We start from the raw sequence: 21,594 nt of genomic DNA on the forward strand, positions 1-21,594 counted from the left end.
GAAGCCCTAGGGTGCCGATACATAAAAAATCTTCAATAAAAATCGACTTTTTGAGCAGCGATGCACCTGAAAAATAGTTGAGTAAACACACTTAAAACTAATTTTTTAGTATCAAAAATTGACACTAATTACGCATTTTAGATCGAGTAAACAGGTTTTTCGCCAAAAGTTGTGCCTCTAGAGAATAATTTTTGTAAAAAAATCCGGTTTCAGACCACCAGTGCGTAAGTCCTAATTGAGAGAAATGATATTAGTTAAGCCACCCCTGGCATGGTGCGTTGCTACTATATGGTTCGATTTGCTCGACATATTGTTGATGGCGGCGCACCCTAAGACTTACTACGAGCGGGTAAATTAAGACTTAATAAAAAAACCCGCACTGGCGGGTTTTTTTATGCGGGAAATTAGCTCGAAGTTTGCTTAAAGCGATCGATAAACGCGATAATTGATCTCGGGGAAGATGTTGTCTATCTCCTGAACCTTCTCCAACCAGCCGGAATCGACTTTGCCTTCTTTGACTTCATCGTACAGCTTGTGGAAACGCATTAAGTGCGATCGCGTCCGCCGCACTGCATAGGGCACCATCGTCCCTGTACGCATGATAAACGCCCAGTCAGACGATTGAGCTAACAACACTTCCCGCGCAGCCTGATTCAAAGCCCGCAACTGCAACTCATCCTCTGCTTCCATGTTTCCCAATTCAATCATCCGTTCCGCGGCTTTGTGCAAGTGCGGGTAAATCCAAGCATTGGTATCGTTTAGCCAATATTCGTGGAAACCCCGGAAACCCCAGCTAGACTGGGACGGACGGCATACTTGCTGAGTCGGATTTCCGCGCAAATAATCGGCTAAGTGCGTCATTTCGTAGGTATTTTGGTCGTACCAACTCTTGCGGAACAGGTAGTCTAAGAACCAAGGCCCTTCGTACCACCAGTGACCGAAAAGTTCGGCGTCGTAAGGTGAAACGATAATCGGAGGACGCTGCATGATGCCGTTGAGGTGCTCGACTTGGCGTTCGCGATTAAAGGCAAAGTTGCTGGCGTGTTCGGCTGCTTTTTCCCGCGCCCAATACGGATCGTATAACTGTTTGTCGCCTAAACCCAATCCGCGACCGGTGATTTTGTGATATTTAATCCCGGTGTTTTTGCGCTGGCCGTTGGGCATGATGTAGGGTTTGATGTAGTCGTATTCGGCTTCCCAACCTAAATCTTTGTAAAATTCGCGGTATTCGGCGGCGCCCGGATAGCCGACTTCGGATGACCAAACTTGCTGGGATGATTCGTGATCCCGACCGAATGCTGCTACTCCGCATTCGGTGAAAATTGGGGCGTAGCTACCGTAGCGGGGACGCGGGCGGGCGTAGAGGATGCCGTGACCGTCTGTGAGGAAGTAGCGGAGGCCGGCGTCGGCTAACATCCTCTCTAAGCCTTCGTAGTAGGCGCATTCGGGCAGCCAAATGCCTTTTGGGCGGCGGCCGAAGTTTTGTTCGTAGCTTTCGCAGGCTACTTGTATTTGCGCCCAAACTGCTTCGGGGTACATTTTCATCAGCGGTAGGTAGCCGTGGGTGGCCCCGCAGGTCATGATTTCAAGGTTGTTGCTGTCTTGAAATTGTTTGAAGGCTTTGACTAAATCTCGATCGAACTTTTCCCAATAATTCCGAACTTGGGAGAAGTGGGCGGTGTAATGTTCGGCTAAGTACCTAACGTGACCGTTGTCGCTGTTGTGTTCAATTTCGAGTTCGGCTAGTTCTTCGAGTTTTGCTAAGTGGTCGTCGAAACGGTCTTGCAGCAAGGGGTCGCGCAGCATGGCTACCAAGGGCGGTGTCATGCTCATGGTAATTTTAAAGTCGATGCCGTCGCGCTTTAGCCCTTCAAAGACTTGCAGCAGGGGAATGTAGGTTTCGGCGATCGCCTCAAACAGCCATTCTTCTTCTAAAACGTAGTCGCTTTCGGGGTGGCGGACAAAGGGCAGGTGGGCGTGGAGAACGAGGGCGAGGTAGCCAATAGCCATAATGATTTGGATGACGCCAGTTAGGGACAGCTTTAAAATATTTTAAGATTTTATGCCGAAATGGGATCCACAAAGTTCAGTGTTTTTTTAATGACCTTTGTGTGACAGACTAAATCTTCGCAAATTCTAATTTTGTGCTTGCTGCTGGATTAAGACTGCTGCTGTTTGAGAGTCTACTGGCTTTGAGAAAAAGAATCCCTGGGCGAACTCGCATTTTAATCCTTTGAGTATCGATAGTTGCGAGGCTTCTTCGACTCCTTCTGCTACTACATCCATTCCTAAATTGTGGGATAAAGTCACGATCGATCGCACAATTTCTGTGGGGTCGATGCCTCCTTTGCCGAGGTCGAAGTCGCCTCCCATCCTGCTGACAAAGGATCGGTCTATTTTTAAGGTATTGGTGGGGAAGCGGTGCAGGTAGGAGAGTGATGAATAGCCGGTGCCGAAGTCGTCGATGCACAGGTGTATGTTTCGGGCTCTAAGCTGCACCAGCATGGCTGTGACTGATTCGGAATTTTCTATGAGTACGCTTTCGGTAATTTCTAGCTTTAAACTGTTGCCGTCGAGGTGACTTTCTTCGAGAACTCGATCGATATATTCGATTAAATCTGGCTGAGAAAACTGTTTGACTGACAGGTTGACGCTGACGCTTAAGGGCGGGTTATTTTGAAATAGCTGCTGCCACTGGCGGATTTGCTGGCAAGCTGTGCGGAGTACCCAGCGGCCCAGCGGTACGATCAATCCGGTTTCTTCGGCTATGGGAATAAATTCGTTGGGCGAAACTAAGCCTCGTTCAGGATGCTGCCACCGCACCAGGGCCTCAAAACCGATAATTGTGTTATGGGCGATCGACATAATCGGCTGGTAGTGAATGATAAACTGGGGTGTTGGGGATAAGGGAGGTAAGCCCGATCGGGCTGATTGCGGAGAGTCTTCTTCTCTAGCGGGGTCTCTAATTGATTCGATCGCCCGTCGCAGGTCATTTTCTAACTGCAACAGCTTCAAAGCGTGGGCGTGCATGGAACTATTGAAAACTTCGTGTCGGGCTCTGCCGAGTTCTTTGGCGCGGTACATGGCTGTATCGGCGTCGCGTAGCAGGCTTGTCGGTTCCTCGTATTCGCCGGAGCTCAATGCAATGCCGATGCTGGCGGTGATAAAGACTTCGTGTCCGTCTAGCAGGATGGGGGAGGTGATTGTCTTTTGCAAGCGGTTGACTATGTTGGTAGCTTCATTTACGCCGTCGATGTCTTCGAGTAACAGCACAAATTCGTCTCCTCCGAGGCGGGCCACTGTATCTCCGACTCTGAGACAAGCTGTTAGACGCTGCGCGATCGCAACTAGCAGTTGATCGCCGATCGCATGGCCGAGGGAATCGTTGACTACTTTAAATCGATCTAAATCGAGAAACAGCACGGCAAATAAGTAGTCTTTGCGCCGTTTTGCTAGCCTCAGAGCGTGTTCCAGCCGATCGCTAAATAGCGATCGGTTGGGCAATCCGGTAAGGGCATCGTGAAAAGCGTCGTGCAGCAATTGTGCTTCGGCGAGTTTGCGCTGAGTGATGTCGTGGCAGTTGATCACGATGCCCTTGACTGCCGGATCGTGCAGTAAATTGGTGGCTACAGCTTCTACATAACACCAGGAACCGTTGCGGTGGAGCACTCTATACTCCAGGGGGCACTGGCTTGTTTTGGGGTTTTCAATGGCTTTGTGGAGGGTTTGGGCGATCGCGGCGCAGTCGTCGGGATGAACAGTCCCTAGGGCGCTGCGCCCGATCGCCTGGTGGGGCGCGTAGCCTAAAATTCGCTTGACGGAAGGGCTGATGTAGCGGAATATGCCCTCGGCGTCGAGAATGATCGTGATGTCTGTGGCGTTTTCAATCAGCGATCGAAATCGCTGTTCGCTTTGTCTGAGGGCTGATTCTGCCTGTTTGCGTCCGCTGATATCAAGGGCTACTCCGTCTATAATGATGTCCCCGTTTTTGTTTTTGGAAAATCTGGCGCTGTCTTGCACCCACTTGACTTGGCCTGAATTCAACAGGATCCGGTACTGGCGATCGCAGGGCAACAGACTGGCACTCGATGCTGCGACGCTGCTGTCATAGGAACTTTTGTCATCGGGATGGATGATTTTGGTCAACTGTTCGGGGTACGCCATTGCTTCTTCTGGCCCGATCCCAGTAAGTTCGCGCACCCCCGGACTAATGTAGGGCATGGAGGTTGTGCCGTCTGGATGCAGCACGGCGCGGTAGACTGAACCGGGAATGTTGGCTGCCATTGTGGCTAGCTGTTGCTGGATGCCGCGGACTTCGGCTTCAGCGCGTTTGCGTTCTGCGAGTTCGGTTTGGGCTTGTTGGTAGAGTTCGGCTTGGTGGATTGCGATCGCACATTGATCTGCGATCGCTTTGAGTAGCGACAGTTCTTCGGCGCTCCAATAGCGATCGCGATCGCACTGATAGATACTAATTCCTCCCAAAAATGACTGACGGTAAAGCAGCGGTGCGATCGTGACGGTGCGAAACCCTACAAACTCTGCTGATGCTTGCAGGGACGGGCACAGGCCCGATAACTCTTCGATGACGACGGCTTCTCCTGCCGCGAGTTCGGTTTGGTAGTGTTGGGCAAATGTGCAATTTAGCCCGATGAGTCCTTGTTTCTCTGCGGCTTTGCTGATATGGCGGACTACAATCCTGCCTTCAGCATCTGGCTGCAAGATCGCGCAGCCGCTGATTTCGAGAGATTCGTGCAGTTGATCTGCGGTAGTTTGCAGCACTTCGTCGAGTACCAGGGTTTCGCGCATGGCTTGGATGATGCGGTTGACGATCGCCTCACGAGTCGCTTGCCGCTGAATTTGGGCGATCGCGAATTGTTGCTGGCGGCGCATTTTGTATTCTTGGAGCGATCGTTCTAATACTGTTGGCAGCCTAAACAGCCGCCCTTTTAATACAAAATCGTTCATGCCGGCTTTGATGCACTCAACTGCCGCTTCTTCTCCCAAACTTCCCGTTACTAAAATAAATGGTATTTCTTGCCCTAATTCCTGCATTAATTTCAACACTTCTAAACCGTTAAACCCAGGGAGGCGGTAATCTGACAGCACTGCGTCGTACTTGCAATTGTGGATCAGTTGTCTGCATTCTGTTGCTGTTTCGGCAGTATCGTAGTTAAAATTTACTCCCCCCGCTTCTAACGCGAGCACTATTAATTCCAGATCTTCCGCCATGTCTTCGACAATCAACAATTTTAACGTTGATTCTGATACTGTTTTTAGTAAATAGTTTGTCTGAGTTCTATCTAACATACGGTATTGTGGAGTATTAAATTTGTTGTTCGTTTTTGGGCTAGATTTCATTTATTAAATTGAGTATAGTTAAGTTTGTATCACTGTTTTTAGTTAGATTTTTAATGCTTTAGCAATATTAATGATGTTTTGATGACATTGATTTAGCACGTGCAACGGAGGGCTGGCAGAACCGACTGTTACTTATTGAACTGTATAATAGTTTTCAATTATAAATTAAGAACTACTATAGCATCGAAGGCGAAGAGTGACGTATGTCTGGTAATAGGTAATGAATAATGTGCCAGAAAGCTTTTGAACAGCAAGCTTTTCGGTGATTGCCGATTACCTTTTTCCCGATTACCCAAGCGTACCCGATCTTTCTGAGAACTGCTATATACTGGTCACTTGCGAATCTACATTGCTGTTTGAGATTGTTTGCCTAGTTTAAAGTAGAACGTGGCTCCTTGACTAGGTATGCTTTCTGCCCAAATCGTGCCGCCGTGGCGGTGAATAATCCGCCCGACGATCGCCAAACCGATCCCCGTACCTTCAAATTCTCTCTGGGAATGCAGCCTCACAAAGGCTCCAAAAAGTCGATCGGCATATTCCATCGGAAAACCCACGCCGTTATCCTTGACAAAAATCGTTCCATCAGGTAAGGAATCAATAACTATTGTAGCCGGAGTGCGTCCGCGGCTGAACTTGACGGCGTTGCTAATCAAGTTGCTGAACACCTGTTGCAGCAAGGTGGGATCTCCCATCACCGTCGGCAAATCTCCGACGGCAAATTCAACGCTGTCGGGAGTTGGGCCCAGATCTCCGGCTGTTCGGGGTTTAGTCAATTTAATCGCAGTTTGCACCAGGCGGGTGAGATCGATCGGAATTTGCACTAACTCGGTGCGGCCCACCCGCGAAAGAGCGAGTAAACCGTCAATCAACAAACTCATTTTTTGGCTGCTATCATCAATCACTTCCATGTAGTGAACGATTTTAGGATCGTTCAAGATTTCAGTTGATTCTAAGCGTTGTTTCAAAGCATTAACAAAACCTGAAATATGGCGTAAAGGAGCGCGGAGATCGTGGGAAACAGAATAGCAAAAAGATTCTAATTCTTGATTAGCAGCCTCTAATTGCTCAGTGCGTTTCGACAAAGCTTGTTTTGTCTCAACCAACTCAGTGATATCGCGAGAAGTGCCAATTAAAGCATAAACCTCGCCATCGAGATTCCTGAGAGGAATTTTAAAAGTGTCGAAGTAAACAGTATCGCCGGACAATACAAATTTTTCTTGCAAGTGTAGAGTTTCACCTGATTCAAATACCAGCAAGTTTTCACGCACAAATTTTGTGACAACTTCAGGGGAAAAACACTCAGACACGGTTTTTCCTTGCATTTCTTTTCGGCTGTTGAACCCTGCCATTTTTGCCAAAGGTTGATTGACAAAAACCTGACGCATATCTTCGCGTTCTACAACAAAAATGTGATCGGGTAAAGCATCAAAAAAAGTTTCAAGTTCGGCGGTACGCTGGGCAACTTGAACTTCTAAAGTTTCGTAGAGCTGTTTGAGTTCTGCTTCGGCTCGTTTGCGATCGCTGATATCTTGACCGATGCCGATGTGTCGGCCGTCGGAGAGACGAATATTTGCCCAAGTAGTGTCAATTATTCGCCCGTCTCTAACTGTTGTTTTGAAGTCTTTCCAGTTCTCAGTTGCTGCTTGGATTTCATCCAAAACGTATTGGCGGTATTCTGCCTGCGGGTAGCATTCGGCAAAGATATCGTAGTTTTTGAGTTCTGCAAAACTCCAGCCCAGCACTTTTTCCCAGTAGCGGTTTACCCACTCTATTTCACCGCTATGTCCCAAGAATGATAGCATGACTGGCACGTTGTCGAAGATTGTTTGCAGCACTTCGTTTTGCTCTTTTAAGGATTCTTCGGCTTGTTTGCGTTGCGTAGCTGCCGCCACGGCATCGCTGATGTCGAGTATCGAACCGATAATTTGCTGAATTTGTCCCCCTGGGGTTCTTTTGAAAATTGTCGATCGATCGTGCACCCACCGCCATTCGCCGTTTTTGTGTTTGATTCTGTAGTCAGTGTCATTTGTAGCGTGAGGGTTGGTGCTGTGTGCCAGCCACTGCATACTTGCACTTAACTTGTGCAGATCCTCGGGGTGAACTAAGCTAGAAATAGCTTCTGTACCCAACTCTTGCATTTCTTGGGGAGTGTAGCCCAGGATGGCTGTGACGGCTGCATTGGCATAGATATTTTGCTGTGCTTCTGTGTCGTAAATGTACAGAAAGTTCGGGAGGGTTGTAACAATGCTTTCTAAAAGTTTTTGCTGTTTTTGCAGCTCTAATTCAGCTTGTTTGCGCTGTGTCAAATCCAGCACAAAACTCACCCCAACTTCCTGGCTTCCTTCTAAAAATGCAGCGCCTAGCAGCACCGGAACGCGGCTGCCGTCCGAGCAGATGTATTCTTTTTCATAGGGAATAGCTGTGGTGGTAACTGTCATTTCTGCAAGTTTTTGTTCGTCTAGGCTGCGGTACTTTGGCGGTGTCATTTTTAGCCAGCTAATTTTTTTTTCAAGCAAATCGTGTCTTGTGTATTTTACTAGGTTTAAAAAAGCTTGATTTGCGTCGGTAATCTGACCGTTAATTTCCCAAAAAAAGATGCCGATAATATTAGAGTTAACTACGCGCCTAAACCTAGCTTCGCTTTGACGCAACTGAGCTTCGACTTGTTTGATTTCTGTGATGTCCCGGGTGATGCTTAAAACTGTTTCTACTGAATTGTCCTCAGCAAATTCGGGAATTACTCGACTTTGATAGTATTTTGTCCCATCGGGAGTGGGAAAGTCAAATTCGATGGTTTCTTGTTTGCCGGTGCGACAAACTTTGACACACGCTTCGTCCCACAGGTTGCAAATGTGGGGGGACATTCCTAATTCTTTGTTGCTTTTGCCGATAAATTCTGAGGGGGGTTTTCCGGTGGCTCGTTCGACTTCTTTGTTGACGTAAAGGTGGCGCAGTTCTCGATCGAACCGCGCTATGATATCGGTAGCATTTTCCGCTAGGGCGCTGAAGGCCTGTTGGCGCTGGCGAAGTTGTTCTTGAGTGCGGTGCTGTTCGGTGATGTCTGTGGCAAAAGACAGAATTGAAACTAATTTTCCTTCTGCATCGATTAGTGCAGAATTGTACCACTCGCAGTAAATTACTGAGCCATCTTTGGTAGAGTTGCGGTTGCGGCAAACGTTGCGGGGTTCTCTGCTGTAAAACATTTGATTTGCCGCAGCGCTGACTTGCTCGAAGTCTTCTGGATAAATTATTGAGCATTCGTGCCAGTATTGGCCGATTATTTCTGCTGCACTCCAGCCAAATATTTGTTCGGCCATTGGCGACCACCGCACTACCCGCAGTTCGCTATCCCACTCTAGAACTGCCATTGGCGAGTTTTCTAGGTGAAATTCCCGCTGCGAGTTGGCTTGTTTTATTTTGGTTTGAAGTTGCTGGCGGAGTTCCTTGGCTGCGACAAAGCGCTCGCTGATTTCCTGTGCGTTTGCGGCGCCGGCTTTGGCTATCTGAGCAATGGTTTCTGCTGTTTGTTTTTCGAGTTCGTTCCAAGCGAGTTCGAGGGCTGATTCCACCTCCTCTAGCTCAGTGATGCTGTTCTGAAACAGTGCGGCACTTTCCACTGGAATTTCAGGCATATTTTTGACAGTTAAGCAAGTGTTAGGTTGAGACTTTTAAATTAAACTTTAACAATTAAAAATGTGTAGTTTATTGTTAAATTATACATTTTTACTTTTTAATTTGTGCGTGGCGCCGATTTTGAGTGGCGGCGGTGCTATTAAAGACGGCAGGTATAGGTTTAGCGTGCAGATCGGCACTTGCGATCGATCGCCCCAAAACTCTCCTCACCCAAGTACGGGCGCACTCTGCTCTGTATATTTTTGCACAGGATTGTGTTCCCGTGGCGTCGAAATAATACTGAGGCAGATCTGTGCGCGAGCCGATCGCGCATCCGTAGTAGAGCATTGGGTGTGCCGATCGCCAGCAAGAAGAGCGCGGCGGGGGAAAACTAACCCAGGGAAGTCAATTATTAGCCACCAGTGGCCCAAATGGTCGATCGATCTTGTTTGCGAACTCTGCCGGTGTGAAGTGAAAACCGTCCCTAGCCGACAAATACTCCCAAGTCGGTTTCGTCAATAAACAGCTAAAATATAATAGACCTCTTGCAAAAATCCTTTTAACCAAATTTTGGGACGGGCTAGAAGCCCATCCCACAAGAAAAAAGATTTTTGTGGGATGGGCTTCTAGCCCGGAGGTCTAATCTTAAAGTTATTCAGTCTTTATAGGTCTCTTATGACTGCTGCTACATCAGTTAAAACTCAGTACGAAGCTGTTATCGGTCTCGAAACTCACTGTCAATTGAGTACGAATACTAAAATTTTCTCCAGCTCTTCTACAGAATTTGGTAATGCTCCAAATACTAACATTGACCCAATTTGTATGGGGATGCCTGGAGTGTTGCCAGTATTAAATCAAAAAGTGCTGGAGTATGCAGTGAAGGCAGGGCTAGCTCTCAACTGTCAAATTGCACCTTATAGTAAGTTTGACCGCAAGCAATATTTCTATCCCGATTTGCCAAAAAATTATCAAATTTCTCAGTTCGATTTGCCGATCGCTACTAACGGTTCAATAGAAATTGAACTGGTGGACGAGACAGGCAATTCTACTAGAAAAAAAATCGGAATCACTCGCTTGCACATGGAGGAAGATGCAGGGAAATTGGTTCACGGCGGTAGCGATCGCCTCAGCGGTTCTACTTATTCAATGGTAGATTACAACCGCGCCGGCGTGCCTTTAATCGAAATTGTTTCGGAACCGGATTTGCGAACGGGCGCGGAAGCTGCCGAGTACGGTCAAGAATTGCGCCGGATCGTGCGTTATATCGGTGTCGGCGACGGGAATATGCAGGAAGGTTCCCTGCGCTGCGACGTGAATATTTCGGTGCGCCCCGTTGGCAGAAAAGAGTTCGGCACGAAGGTGGAAATTAAAAATATGAACTCTTTTAATGCGATCGAACGGGCGATCGATTACGAGATCGAGCGGCAAATTCAAGCGATCGAAAATGGCGAAACCATCATCCAAGAAACGCGGCTTTGGGATGAAAACAAGCAGTGTACTTTCAGTATGCGGATTAAGGAAGGTGCGAGCGATTACCGCTATTTCCCGGAACCGGATTTGCCTCCGATCGAAGTTTCGGCAGATCAACTGCACGATTGGAAAGCTCAACTGCCGGAATTGCCAGCAGAAAAACGATACCGCTACGAAACTCAACTAGGTCTTTCTCCCTACGACGCGCGGGTTTTGACTGACGACAAAGCGGTGGCTGAGTATTTTGAAAAGTCGATCGCCGCCGGTGCTGTGGCTAAAGGCGCTGCGAATTGGGTGATGGGCGATATCACTGCTTATCTGAAAAATGAGAAACTGGCGATCGCACAAATTCCTTTCCAACCGCAGGATTTGGCCGAACTGCTGGGGCTAATTGATGCTGGCACGATCAGCGGCAAAATCGCTAAGGATATTTTGCCGGAGTTACTAGCAAACGGCGGTTCGCCTCAGAAGTTGGTTGAAAGCAAGGGTTTGATTCAAATTTCTGATACAGGGGCGATCGATCGCGCGATCGATGCAGTGTTGGCCGCCAATCCCAAGGAGCTCGAACAGTACCGGGCTGGCAAAACTAAGCTGCTGGGCTTTTTCGTCGGCAAGGTGATGAAAGAAACAGGCGGCCGGGCAGATCCCAAATTGACCAATGAGTTGCTGGCAGCCAAGCTTAACAGCCCAGCCTAAGCAGTCGTTAAAGGAGTCGTGTAGCGGATAGAGTGGCGGGCGATCGGTTTTTCCTGAGCCCGTCCTTCCCGCTTCATGGTAACTTTACAATTAAGTATACATTTCTTGACAATATCTTCACATTTAGGGGTATCACCCCTCATGCCTGTTGTGTTATATTCTGTTATGTAGATGCACCCTGATGGCAAGGAGAGTTACTTCCGTAGCTCTCTCTTTTTTTTGTCTTTTTTTTGTGGGACACGGACGTGAAAATACGGATGAGCGGTTTCTGGAAGGTTTCAATCGTGGTATCGTGTAGCGGATAGAGTAGCGGGCAATCGGTTTTTCCTGAGCCCGTCCTTCCCGCTTCATGGTAACTTTACAATTAAGTATACATTTCTTGACAATATCTTCACATTTGGGGGTATCACCCCTCAGTCCTGTCGTGTTATATTGTGTTATGTAGATGCACCCTGATGGCAAAGAGAGTTACTTTCGTAGCTCTCTCTTTTTTTGTCTTTTTTTTTGTGACTACGGTCGTAAAAATACGGATCGCAAGATTCTGGCTGGACCAATACCGAATAATCGCAGCAGGAAAATGCTAAAGACAGTCAGAAATAGACAATAAGAAGCTGGCAATCTTGATATGTAAAGGTTTGAGGCGCTTGGGCTAGCTATACTTCTTCATTAAAATTTTACATAAGATGGTGTCACCCCTCATCCCTAATGTGTTATAGTCTGTTATGTAGATGCACCCTGATGGCAGGGAGAGTTACTTCCGTAGCTCTCTCTTTTTTTTTGTCTTTTTTTGTGGGGCACGGACGTGAAAATACTGATGAGCGGTTTCTGCTTGGAAGAATCCCGAATTGTGGAACCGCGAGGACGCTTGTCACGAAGGAAGATACCTGAAGCAACTGCCAATCTTCAGCCCGCAAGGTTTAAATCGTTGCGCCAGCTATACTTTTTCATCAAAGCCTGACAAACTGGGCTTTGCCCCTCATTCTCAATATGTTATATCATGTTACAGAGATGCACCCTGATGGTCGGGAGAGTTACTGAGGTGACTCTCCTTTTTTTGTCTGAATGGGGAGAATGGGAGAGGGGACAATGGCGAGAGTTGGCCATACTGATTGCCGATTACCCATTAGCAATTACCCATTAGCAATTACCCATTAGCAATTACCCATTAGCAATTACCGCTGGAAGTCGATTAATATCAACTTGAGTTATTAAGTGATTTTGACAGCATGAGCGAACAAGCTAGCGAGCTAATCAAGCAAGGGATTTTGCAATATCAGGCGCACCAATTTGAGGCGGCGCTGGATTCTTGGCAGGAAGCCCTGACGCTGTATCGCTCAATGGACGATAAGCGCCGATCGGGTGCAGCGTTGGGTAATATGGGCGTGGCTTACGAGGCGCTCTTGAATTACGATCGCGCGATCGACTGTTATCAGCAGCATTTGGTGTTAGCGCGGGAAATTGGCGATCGCCGGGGCGAGGCAAATGCTTTGGGAAATCTGGGCAATGCTTGCTGTGCCCTTGAAGATTTTTCTGGTGCTATTGATTACCAGCAGCAGCGTTTGGCGATCGCGCGAGAGACTGGCGACTTTCGCGGAGAGTTGGAAGCTTTGGGCAATTTGGCCCTGGCTTGCGATGCTAATGGAAATTTGCCCGATGCGATCGAGTGTTATCAGCAGCAATTGTCGATGGCGCGCGCCCACCAGGACGATCGCGTTGAGCGCAGTGCTCTCAAGAGTTTGAAGCTGGCTTACAAATATTTAGCCGATTACGAGAAAGCCGACGAGTACCGACAGCAGCAATTGGCGATCGTGCGGGAACTGTTTTTAACCGACAAACATCATGATTTTGTCCAACTTGCAGAAACAGTTGGTTTGAATCCCGTCGAAGATTTTGCCGGAGCTGATTTAAGGAATTTTGACTTGAACTACGCTGATTTGAACGGTGCAGATTTACGCGAAACCAACCTCCAAGGTGCAGATTTGACCTTGGCAGATCTCAGCGGTGCTTTGCTGAGTTCTGCTATTTTAATTGATGCTACTTTGTGCAATGCTAATTTGCGGGATGCTGAACTCAGCAGTGCCAATTTAAGCGGTGCAGATTTGCGAACCAAGCTGCCGAGGGCAAATTTAACCGGTGCAAATTTAACCGGGGCTAATTTGAGCAGTGCTTATTTACCGAATGCAATTTTAGTTAATGCGAATTTGACAAACACTGATTTCAAAAATGCTGACTTGAGCGGTGTTGATTTGAGCGGTGCAAATTTAAACGGTGCAGATTTAAGCCGCGCGGATTTAAAAAATGTGGTAGTGGAGAATGCGAGGTTTGTTGGTTGTTTGGGGATTTCGGAAGGGGTCAAAGTTGAGTTGACGACGCGGGGCGGGATTTTCGAGTAAAATAGGAATGTTGGTAATTGTAGAGGGGAATAAAAGCTATGACTGCCGTAACTGCAAAACGATTCTCGATCGCCGAATATGACCGTTTGGCAGAACTGGGATTTTTTGAATCCGATAACCGATTTGAATTGATTCGCGGAGAAATTATCAAAATGGCTGCTAAAGGTAGGCTTCACTCGGTTTGTAATACTCTTTTAGTTGAGGAGTTAATCATTTTACTGGCAAGACGCGCTCGCGTGCGCGTACAGGAACCGATTATTTTGTCAGATGATAGTGAACCAGAACCTGATGTGGTTATTGCCCGCCGTTCTGACAATTATGTATCTTCTCACCCCCTAGCTGCTGATATTTTGTTGGTAATTGAGGTTTCTGATTCGACATTGAAGTACGATCGGAGAACGAAGTTATCTCTTTACGCTGAATCGGGAATTTCTGATTATTGGATATTTAATTTGGTAGAGCCTCAACTGGAAATGTACAGCGAACCTTATCAGAAACAAACAGGTGGTTTCGATTATCGAGTCAAACGAGTGGTTTTGCCGAATGAGGTTGTGGTAATTCCAGGTTTCCCAGATTTGTCTCTCGATTTATCTGCGGTATTTCCGGCGCAGATGGGTGAGTAGACTTGAATTGCATTCATTTACAGACTATCTGGAAATTATCTGCGTTTATCTGTGTTCATCAGCCCTGCATCTGCGGTCGATCTATCAATCAAAGATTTATGCAATCTTATCTAGTGAAGGTGCCGATCGATCGCCCGAATTGATGGTATAATCCAAAAGTGCGATCTAACTACTCAGCAAAATACCACTATGCCCGCTGAAAATCTCACCTCGCCAGGCCAAAATATCCAGTTATCGGGTATCAGTTGGCAAACCTACGAAACCTTGCTCGCCGAATACATTGACCGGCCACTGCGGCTGAAATACAATGGTGGCAATCTAGAGATTCTGGAACCTTCACCAGAACACCAATTTTACAAAACAATAATCGGCAGATTTGTGGAAACCCTGGCTGAAGAATTCGGACTGAACATTGCAGCCGTCGGTTCCACAACTTTTAAGCGTCCAGAACTCAGCAGTGCAGAACCAAATGAATGTTTTTACATCCAGAATTTATCTGCAATTAAAGGAATAAAAAGAATTGACACGAAGGAAAGTCCGCCACCTGATTTAGTAGTGGAACTCGATCTCACGAGTTACTCGGAAAATAGCTTGCAAGTTTATGCTGATGTCGGCGTGCCGGAAGTTTGGATTTATAACGGCGAACGCCTGATTATCAATAGATTAGAAAATAGAGCATACGTTTCGTGCGATCGCAGTTTAGCATTTCCCACTGTACCTATTTTAGAAATTGTCGGTTTTTTGCAACAGGCGGAAACAATGGATTATTTAGAATTAGTTCAAGCATTTCGGAATTGGGTAAAAAACCAAATACTACCAACCAATTAAGCTAAGGTGCATCACGGGTGTCGCCAACCAACGATAAATTATCACAGATAAAAATTCGATCAATAGTTTGGCTCAATAGTGATAAAATAAAATAAAGCACTCGTCAAAATCTCCATCACAGTCTGGCAGAGCCAGCACTTCTACCGATATGCGATCGCTAGAGTCTCACAACAAATACCCAGATTGCTTGTGGATGCAACTAGAAGCAATTCCAGTGCCATCAGTTGCAGCCCAAACCCAGCAGCTTGACATTCACTTGAGCCTCAATTTTAACGAGCATTGGGAACCGCTGCTGGGCGGCCGCGTTAAATTTGGTCTGCAAGGCGGAACGCTCAAACTAAATCTGGAAAACTGCGAAATTCCGGTAGCATCGCGTCAATTAGTGGGTGATTTTGAGCTGTCGCCCATCGACAGCAGTACAGAGATTTTGTCAACCGAAAGTCAGCGGAAAGTCCGAGACAACGAGAAGGTGGAAAAAATCCAGGAAACTGACTGCACGTTTTGTCATGTTTCCACAATCGGCGACGATACAAAACCCGCTTGGATTTTTTCATTAAAACGGGGAAAACCAATATTAAAAGGTTTGCTAAAAAGTGTTAAACTGGGAGAATTTCCCGCCAAACCATTGCGGATTGCAGCGGCTTTTGAAGTTGCGAAAGAAGATATTTATCTCACAGATGCGGAGGGTTTGTGGCCGCACGATATTACGCCAAATCAACATTCGGTTTTAGAAAGAATCCTGACTGTATATTTAGCAAATAAGCTCCAACCGGCTCTCAGTTGGGCGCTATTGTCTTACAATTTGCCTGCGGTGGAACAGCCTGAGGTGGAAATTATCGCGCCAGCCGAAGCCGAGTTGCAGGAAATGGTCGATCGCATTATAGCTGCTGAAACCGATGATTTTGTAGAACTGGCAACAATCGCCAATCTCAATCCCGCACTGGATTTCGCGGGCGGTAGCTTGCGCGGGACAAGTTTAAGTGCAGTGGATTTTAGTAGTGCAAATCTCCCGGCGGCAAATTTCCGGGGTGCAAACTTAAACGATGCCGATTTCAGCGACGCCAACCTGCAAAACGCCAAATTTGGCGGTGCAGATTTGAGTGGCGCTTTCCTCGGAAATGCAGATTTGAGCGGTGCAGATTTGTACCGCGCCAGTCTGGCTTTAGCAAACCTCAGCGGTGCCGATTTTAGTCGCGCAAATCTGCTCGAAGTTAACCTAACAAATGCTAATTTCAGCGGTGCGAATGTCAAGTCAGCGAGGTTTGGGAATAACTCGGGACTTGCGGAAGATGTCAAGCTAAATTTACAGCAGCGGGGAGCAATTTTTGAGGATGTTTAGCCCGTAAATGCCAGATCCCGTTCATCCATCCGCATCCATCGTGGCACGGGCCCAAAAGCCTGTGCGATAGATCGGTTCAAAAAATATCGCTCGCGTTTCTTAAACTTTTTGTGGCTTTGGCTAATAAATTTACAATTCTGCTGTAGAGCTATTGAGCGATCGCCTGACTCGATTCAATCTTTGCAGGCGAAGCTGTTCTGCCAGTAGCGTATTAATTTCTCCTAATTCTAAATTGACTTCTTGAACCTCCATACGAGTTCGGCGGAGGTTAGCTAGCAAACGTTTAGATGTTTCTGGATCGGGGATGCGCGGTTGTTTATTCATGGCAAGTTGTATTCCATCTTAACTTCTTCAATACTACGCTCCAGTGCCGGAATCCTTGCTTGGGTTCGTGCTATAGCTCGTTCTAGTAATTGTAGCATATCACCAGAGGCAACAGGTTGAGCTTGGGCAATTTGAAGCTGGATAGTAGATAGTTGAGAGTAGGAAGATTCAGCATCATCGGCTGCACTTTTCATTTCATCTAGTGCCGCAATCGTTGCCTCGGTCTCTCCAAATAGTTCAAAAATGGTTAATTCCAAGGCAGAAGCTTCATTAACAATATCTAAAGCCTGCTGTTTTAATTGATTTATAATTTCAGTAGTTCTTGATGGTAAATTAGCCATATTTACACCCCTAAAATTAAGTTATTGCCATAAAAATTTAACATACCATAGTGTAATCGATCAACATCCGAAGCAGTTCACAATCATACCGAAATCCCTTTCATCCATCAGCGTCCATCGTGGCACGAACCCAAAAGCCCGTGTTCCCGAATCGGTTCAAAAAAGAGCGTGAAGCGAAGCTATCTTCCCGCAAGGGTTCGGTGAAGGGTAGGGAATCGCCCTCAAAAAGAGCGATGGCTACGCCCGGGCCCCGGCCTACGCACTTCACCAAAACAAATTATCCCTCATCCTCCGATTTCACAGGAGCACGCCCAGAAATCACAATAAATCCTACCGACTCAAGAGTTAGGTGCGGGTGGCGAATTCCCGCTAAAACCGCTTGACTCAACAAACTTTCGGTACTAATTTCATCAGCCAAAACTGATTCTAAAAGCTGTTCCGATTTAGAAAGTCGATTCAAACGTAATTGCAATTGATTCACCCGGTTTTCGAGTTGAATTGCAGCACTGGTAGCAGAATTATTGCACATTTCGACAAAAGCCTCGCGCCCGCGCAGTAATTCCTCCGATACCACCCGCCCCTTCTGACAAAAATCATCCCAATCCAGGGAATCTACAAAATTGTCAATCAGCGACGTGCGATTTTTAGACAAATTGTAATCCCGATTCGGGCCGCCTTTCCCTTTATAACCCCGCTGCAAAATTGCCAAAACTTCCGCATCTTCTACCAGAGACATTTGTTCGCTGCGAGCATCTACATACACAGTTTCAAAAATTGGTAAAAACAGAGCATCAGCGCGCCGTTGCAAAGCTTTTAAGTTGTAATTTTCGATGTTTTGTGCTTGCAAAATTTGAGCAGCAGGCTGCACATCAGTCTGAATTGAATAATTAAACTGAAAGCCAAACCATTCCTTCCCTTCCGCAGCATCCCAACTTTCATCGTGACGCCACATCGCAAAAGCTTGACCCCGATCGTCCCAGCGAACATAGGCGCCCAGTGCATCAATTAATCCCTCGCCTGTTCGATAAAGCACGACATCGATATTTTGATGAGCAATACGCCGATTGTAACTACCGTATTGCTGACAATAGGGAACTAATTGAGTTGTCAAATCCTTGGAGGGAATTAAGGTTTTTTGAGTAGGTTGATAGCGCACCAAACCAGAGATACTGGGATGTTCGACTTGTTTGAAATGGAGGGCTTGACACAACCAACCTTCCGCCGCCCGCTGCATTTCTTTATGGCGTGCGTCGCAGTTGTCGAGGGATTCAAAATACTGAGATGCGCTGTCATCAAGAATATCAATTTCATCGAGGGCGTATTGTTCATCGATTTTGATTTTCTCTTGTTCGATTTCAGTTTTAATCGATTCAAGTTCGCTTGATAGGCCTTTTGCTCCTTCAGTAAACAACTTTTCTTCAAGTGTAATCAGTTTGGTTTCGGCATAAAACTGAAGGCTGGCGATCGATTTGTTGAAGATATCAAACCCGTTTTTTAAGACTTGAAACCAAGCTTCGTGGGGGCTATCGGGCATATCCGGGCCTGCAAACAAACAAAATTGCACTCCCATTTTGCTACCAATGCGATCGACTCTGCTGAGTCTTTGTTCTAGCTGGTTGGGAAACCACGGTAAATCGAAGTGGACTAACCAATCTATAAATTGTAGGTTGACGCCTGTTTCTGCCGATCGATCGCACACCAAGACAAAACAATGCGGTTCAGTCTTAAACCGATGGAGATTCGCCTCCACATCATCCGCTGATTTGGTCATGTCATGACTGGCGATCGCCTTTTTACCAAAGATTTTAGCTAAATTTTCCGCAATCTCTTGACAAGTCGTCGTAAAACTGGTGAAAATCACAATTTTCGGGAAACGTTCGCCCGGAATCGGCCGTTTAATTTGCTGTTGAATTCTGGAGAGCAAATCGCGAGGATTGCTGTGATATTCGCGCGGAACCTTCAATGCAACTGCGAGAAATCGCAAAATAGCGATTCGTAACAAACCCAGTCGATCGAACCCTTCCTCGACCTTTGACACAGTGTTGAGCAAGGTTTCCAGCAGTTCCCTTTCTTCGGAAAACAGCGCAGTTCTGGTCAAAATTGCGGTGTCGCTTTGTCCAAATTCGCGATCGAGCTCTGGACTAGATTTTTTCTGCAAGCGAGCTTTGATAACCCGTTCCAAAACATTCAACCAAGTACCGGAAGCGCGGAAAAACAGCAGAAAAATTCTCTGATATTCGCTAGATTTGGGAGCAGCAGCGCGCCATTTATCGAGTACAGTTTGAATTTCAGACCACTGTTCGTCATTCAGATCGTACTCGGCTTTAGGTACTGTATCGCGATCGAAAATCACATCTTCCACCGCATCCCGGCGGTTGCGGAGAATGCGGCGGTGCAGGCGGTAGGTATCTCTAACGTGGGTGCGAATAGTTCGGATCAGGCGAGATTTTTCTTCGGTTTCTTTGGTTTTTAGGCTTTTTTCTAATTCCTTTGCCAATGCGATTAAATAATCATCTTTAGCAAAAAGAGTGCGAAGTTGAGCAAGTTTTGTTTGCAAAACAGCAGGCTGTGTTGTCTCTCGGAAATCGAGTAAAGTTCGACCAATTTCTTGACGGTTCTGCACCTGTGCTTTGAAACTTTGTAAATCGTCAACACGGTAGGTTGTGGGGTCTAGCAAGTGCAGCATCGTGAGAAAATCTTGCTCGCGGCCGATGACTGGCGTTGCAGATAATAACAATAAATTTTTGCTTTTATGAGCTAGTTTCTGGCAGAGTTCAAAGGATTGTTGTTGATTGCGATCGCTCGAATTAGCCATGGCTGCGAGTTCTTGCGCTTCATCAACAATCAAAAAATCTAGGTTAGCATTGCGGCTAATTTGATTGATTTCGCTCAAAGAAACAAGCTGCACTCGATCGGCAAAATGAGACAAATAGAATTTATTTTCTAACTCTTGCCGCCACTGTTCGAGCAGGTATTTGGGAACGATTACCACAGCGCGCCCGTTAGCATCGTCTAGCAAGAATTGGCGGAGAATTGTTCCCGCTTCTACTGTTTTCCCCAGTCCAGCTTCATCTGCCAACAAATAGCGCACGATTGGGTCTTCTAGGACGCGCCGCACGACTTCAACTTGGTGCGGGTACAGGTCTATGTTAGCAGAAATTAAGCCCGTCATGCCGCGACTGACGGCGCGCTGTTCGATCGCAGATTGGACAAAAGCCAAACGGCGATCGTGAAAATAGGGAGTTTCTTGGCCTTTAACTGCTAAAATGTCGATCGGATCGGCGATCGGGATATTGCAGCGAACGTAAAGCTCGGCTTCGACAGCTTGCAAACTTTGGCTGTCGGGGAGGTCAATTTCGTACTCTAGTTTATCTTCATCCCAGTCATAAACTCGGCCAATTATCCACCTTTCCTGACTTGTACTCCAGAGGTAGCAGCGGGTTTGACGCTGAAGTCGGGCTTCTTGTAGCAAACTGAGGGGTACAGTTTTGCGGATGCGGTTTTTTACTGAGCAAAAATATTCAACTATGGCATCGGGGTGGGATACCTCGACAACTTTTCCGATTCCCATATCGTTTTTGGGCGATCGAACTAATGAACCAACATCAATCATAATTTTAGCCTGACAATATCTGTTAGAATACACTAACGCCTGAGGGAATAGAATAACATTACATATGAGATTTATTGCATAAATTTTTGATGGATAGGTAAACCGCAGATATCCGGCAGATTAACACAGATAAACGCAGATAATTTTAAGAATTGATAACAAATGAAAGCAATCTTATCTGTTGATTGAATATAATTACGATCGCCCAAAAATAACGGTGGGATTCCCCGATTCCCATTTGGGGTATTTCTGCATCACACTGGCGTAAATTTCCGAGTCGGTGAAGGCTGTCAACCAAGCTTGTAGGGGAATCCAAGGCTGTTCCTCGAACCAAATTTTATCGGTATGGGCGAATTGACGGACAAAAGGTGCGATCGCCATATCAGCCAATGCTACATTATTACCAAACAAATATTTATTCTTGATTAACTTAGCATTGAGTTTCCCCAGATATAAAGCACATTCATCGCGATGTGCTTGAGCATCAACACCAGCATAACGCTCAGGGTATTTATAACGGTCAAGATGATATTTAAACCCATAATCAAATTGAGAGATAAGTTCCAGCATTTCTGCAACAGAACCTTCCTTTGGCCTCAACCATTTTTCAGGATCGTGTTGTTCCAACGCCCACAACATGATATCGATACTTTGATCGAGTACGCGCCCGTCAACATCAATCAATATCGGTACTGTACCTTTCGGAGATACGTCTAACATTTCTTGTGGTTTGTCTCGCAAAACAACTTCCCGCAACTCACACGCGCGATTGCTAATCATCAGCGCTAAACGTGCGCGCATAGCATAGGGACAACGGCGGAATGAATATAAAATTGGATATATTGGTGACATATAGTCATTGGGCATTGGGCATTTCTTGGTACGTAGTTGCGATGCAAGCGCTCTTGGGGCTCAAGCCCAACAACATACCTTTCTTGGTACGTAGTTGCGCTTCAGCGCTCTTGGGGCTCAAGCCCAACAACATACCTTTCTTGGT

At 46.5% G+C, this 21,594-nt stretch carries 14 protein-coding genes; 5 read left to right on the forward strand and 9 right to left on the reverse strand.

Features of this window, described 5'->3' with window-relative positions:
• Nucleotides 1–420: 420 nt before the first annotated feature.
• The 4 genes from JGK16_RS13470 to JGK16_RS13485 form a co-directional block, all read right to left on the reverse strand.
• Nucleotides 421–2,010 carry a glycoside hydrolase family 57 protein gene (locus tag JGK16_RS13470; protein WP_293179901.1) on the reverse strand — a complete coding sequence of 530 codons (1,590 nt, stop codon included), beginning with the start codon at nucleotides 2,008–2,010 and terminating at the stop codon, nucleotides 421–423.
• A 126-nt stretch (nucleotides 2,011–2,136) separates the two neighbouring features.
• A complete protein-coding gene (locus JGK16_RS13475; RefSeq protein WP_293179898.1) occupies nucleotides 2,137–5,307 on the reverse strand; it encodes an EAL domain-containing protein in 3,171 nt (1,056 codons plus the stop codon).
• A 395-nt stretch (nucleotides 5,308–5,702) separates the two neighbouring features.
• Entirely contained in the window at nucleotides 5,703–8,990 is a 3,288-nt protein-coding gene (locus JGK16_RS13480; RefSeq protein ID WP_293190913.1) for a PAS domain S-box protein, read from the reverse strand.
• Between the two features lie 91 nt (nucleotides 8,991–9,081).
• Nucleotides 9,082–9,318: a hypothetical protein gene (locus JGK16_RS13485; protein ID WP_293179892.1), complete on the reverse strand. Its 237-nt coding sequence runs from the start codon at nucleotides 9,316–9,318 to the stop codon at nucleotides 9,082–9,084.
• Nucleotides 9,319–9,645: 327 nt separating this feature from the next.
• On the opposite strand from JGK16_RS13485, the gene gatB reads away from it, so the two are divergent.
• Nucleotides 9,646–11,136: an Asp-tRNA(Asn)/Glu-tRNA(Gln) amidotransferase subunit GatB gene (gene gatB, locus JGK16_RS13490; RefSeq protein ID WP_293190915.1), complete on the forward strand. Its 1,491-nt coding sequence runs from the start codon at nucleotides 9,646–9,648 to the stop codon at nucleotides 11,134–11,136.
• Here the strand turns inward: gatB and JGK16_RS13495 are convergent.
• Nucleotides 11,133–11,279, reverse strand: a complete 147-nt coding sequence (locus tag JGK16_RS13495) for a hypothetical protein (protein WP_293203166.1) — start codon at nucleotides 11,277–11,279, stop codon at nucleotides 11,133–11,135. The two genes, gatB and JGK16_RS13495, sit on opposite strands and share 4 nt — an antisense overlap.
• A 1,083-nt stretch (nucleotides 11,280–12,362) precedes the next feature.
• Between JGK16_RS13495 and JGK16_RS13500 the strand changes: the two genes are divergently transcribed.
• From JGK16_RS13500 to JGK16_RS13515, 4 genes are all read left to right on the forward strand, one after another.
• Nucleotides 12,363–13,529, forward strand: a complete 1,167-nt coding sequence (locus JGK16_RS13500; protein WP_293179886.1) for a pentapeptide repeat-containing protein — start codon at nucleotides 12,363–12,365, stop codon at nucleotides 13,527–13,529.
• Nucleotides 13,530–13,567: 38 nt separating this feature from the next.
• Nucleotides 13,568–14,152, forward strand: coding sequence for a Uma2 family endonuclease (locus JGK16_RS13505; protein WP_293190917.1), 585 nt, complete (start codon nucleotides 13,568–13,570; stop codon nucleotides 14,150–14,152).
• Nucleotides 14,153–14,341: 189 nt separating this feature from the next.
• A complete protein-coding gene (locus tag JGK16_RS13510) occupies nucleotides 14,342–14,980 on the forward strand; it encodes a Uma2 family endonuclease (RefSeq protein ID WP_293179883.1) in 639 nt (212 codons plus the stop codon).
• A gap of 148 nt (nucleotides 14,981–15,128) precedes the next feature.
• On the forward strand, nucleotides 15,129–16,319 hold the full coding sequence (locus JGK16_RS13515; protein WP_293190919.1) for a pentapeptide repeat-containing protein: 1,191 nt from the start codon (nucleotides 15,129–15,131) through the stop codon (nucleotides 16,317–16,319).
• Nucleotides 16,320–16,448: 129 nt separating this feature from the next.
• Here JGK16_RS13515 and JGK16_RS13520 read toward each other — a convergent pair whose 3' ends face one another.
• The 4 genes from JGK16_RS13520 to JGK16_RS13535 all read right to left on the reverse strand — a co-directional run bounded on the left by JGK16_RS13520 (nucleotide 16,449) and on the right by JGK16_RS13535 (nucleotide 21,464).
• Entirely contained in the window at nucleotides 16,449–16,643 is a 195-nt protein-coding gene (locus JGK16_RS13520; RefSeq protein WP_293179877.1) for a hypothetical protein, read from the reverse strand.
• Entirely contained in the window at nucleotides 16,640–16,984 is a 345-nt protein-coding gene (locus JGK16_RS13525) for a hypothetical protein (RefSeq protein ID WP_293190921.1), read from the reverse strand. The genes JGK16_RS13520 and JGK16_RS13525 overlap by 4 nt, the downstream gene beginning before the upstream one ends.
• A gap of 277 nt (nucleotides 16,985–17,261) precedes the next feature.
• Nucleotides 17,262–20,597 (reverse strand): protein DpdE, encoded by a 3,336-nt coding sequence (gene dpdE / locus JGK16_RS13530; RefSeq protein WP_293190923.1) that lies wholly within the window; start codon nucleotides 20,595–20,597, stop codon nucleotides 17,262–17,264.
• A 195-nt stretch (nucleotides 20,598–20,792) separates the two neighbouring features.
• Nucleotides 20,793–21,464: a glutathione S-transferase gene (locus JGK16_RS13535; RefSeq protein ID WP_293190925.1), complete on the reverse strand. Its 672-nt coding sequence runs from the start codon at nucleotides 21,462–21,464 to the stop codon at nucleotides 20,793–20,795.
• Between the last annotated feature and the right edge of the window lie 130 nt (nucleotides 21,465–21,594).

Source organism: Microcoleus sp. PH2017_09_SFU_O_A (genome assembly GCF_020738625.1).
GTDB lineage: Bacteria > Cyanobacteriota > Cyanobacteriia > Cyanobacteriales > Microcoleaceae > Microcoleus.

What these genes read in the sequence shown, in the direction of transcription:
- JGK16_RS13470 (WP_293179901.1), bottom strand. Translation starts at nt 2,010, where the DNA reads ATGGCTATTGGCTACCTCGCCCTCGTTCTCCACGCCCACCTGCCCTTT.
- JGK16_RS13475 (WP_293179898.1), bottom strand. Translation starts at nt 5,307, where the DNA reads ATGTTAGATAGAACTCAGACAAACTATTTACTAAAAACAGTATCAGAA.
- JGK16_RS13480 (WP_293190913.1), bottom strand. Translation starts at nt 8,990, where the DNA reads ATGCCTGAAATTCCAGTGGAAAGTGCCGCACTGTTTCAGAACAGCATC.
- JGK16_RS13485 (WP_293179892.1), bottom strand. Translation starts at nt 9,318, where the DNA reads ATGCTCTACTACGGATGCGCGATCGGCTCGCGCACAGATCTGCCTCAG.
- gatB (WP_293190915.1), top strand. Translation starts at nt 9,646, where the DNA reads ATGACTGCTGCTACATCAGTTAAAACTCAGTACGAAGCTGTTATCGGT.
- JGK16_RS13495 (WP_293203166.1), bottom strand. Translation starts at nt 11,279, where the DNA reads ATGAGGGGTGATACCCCTAAATGTGAAGATATTGTCAAGAAATGTATA.
- JGK16_RS13500 (WP_293179886.1), top strand. Translation starts at nt 12,363, where the DNA reads ATGAGCGAACAAGCTAGCGAGCTAATCAAGCAAGGGATTTTGCAATAT.
- JGK16_RS13505 (WP_293190917.1), top strand. Translation starts at nt 13,568, where the DNA reads ATGACTGCCGTAACTGCAAAACGATTCTCGATCGCCGAATATGACCGT.
- JGK16_RS13510 (WP_293179883.1), top strand. Translation starts at nt 14,342, where the DNA reads ATGCCCGCTGAAAATCTCACCTCGCCAGGCCAAAATATCCAGTTATCG.
- JGK16_RS13515 (WP_293190919.1), top strand. Translation starts at nt 15,129, where the DNA reads ATGCGATCGCTAGAGTCTCACAACAAATACCCAGATTGCTTGTGGATG.
- JGK16_RS13520 (WP_293179877.1), bottom strand. Translation starts at nt 16,643, where the DNA reads ATGAATAAACAACCGCGCATCCCCGATCCAGAAACATCTAAACGTTTG.
- JGK16_RS13525 (WP_293190921.1), bottom strand. Translation starts at nt 16,984, where the DNA reads ATGGCTAATTTACCATCAAGAACTACTGAAATTATAAATCAATTAAAA.
- dpdE (WP_293190923.1), bottom strand. Translation starts at nt 20,597, where the DNA reads ATGATTGATGTTGGTTCATTAGTTCGATCGCCCAAAAACGATATGGGA.
- JGK16_RS13535 (WP_293190925.1), bottom strand. Translation starts at nt 21,464, where the DNA reads ATGCCCAATGACTATATGTCACCAATATATCCAATTTTATATTCATTC.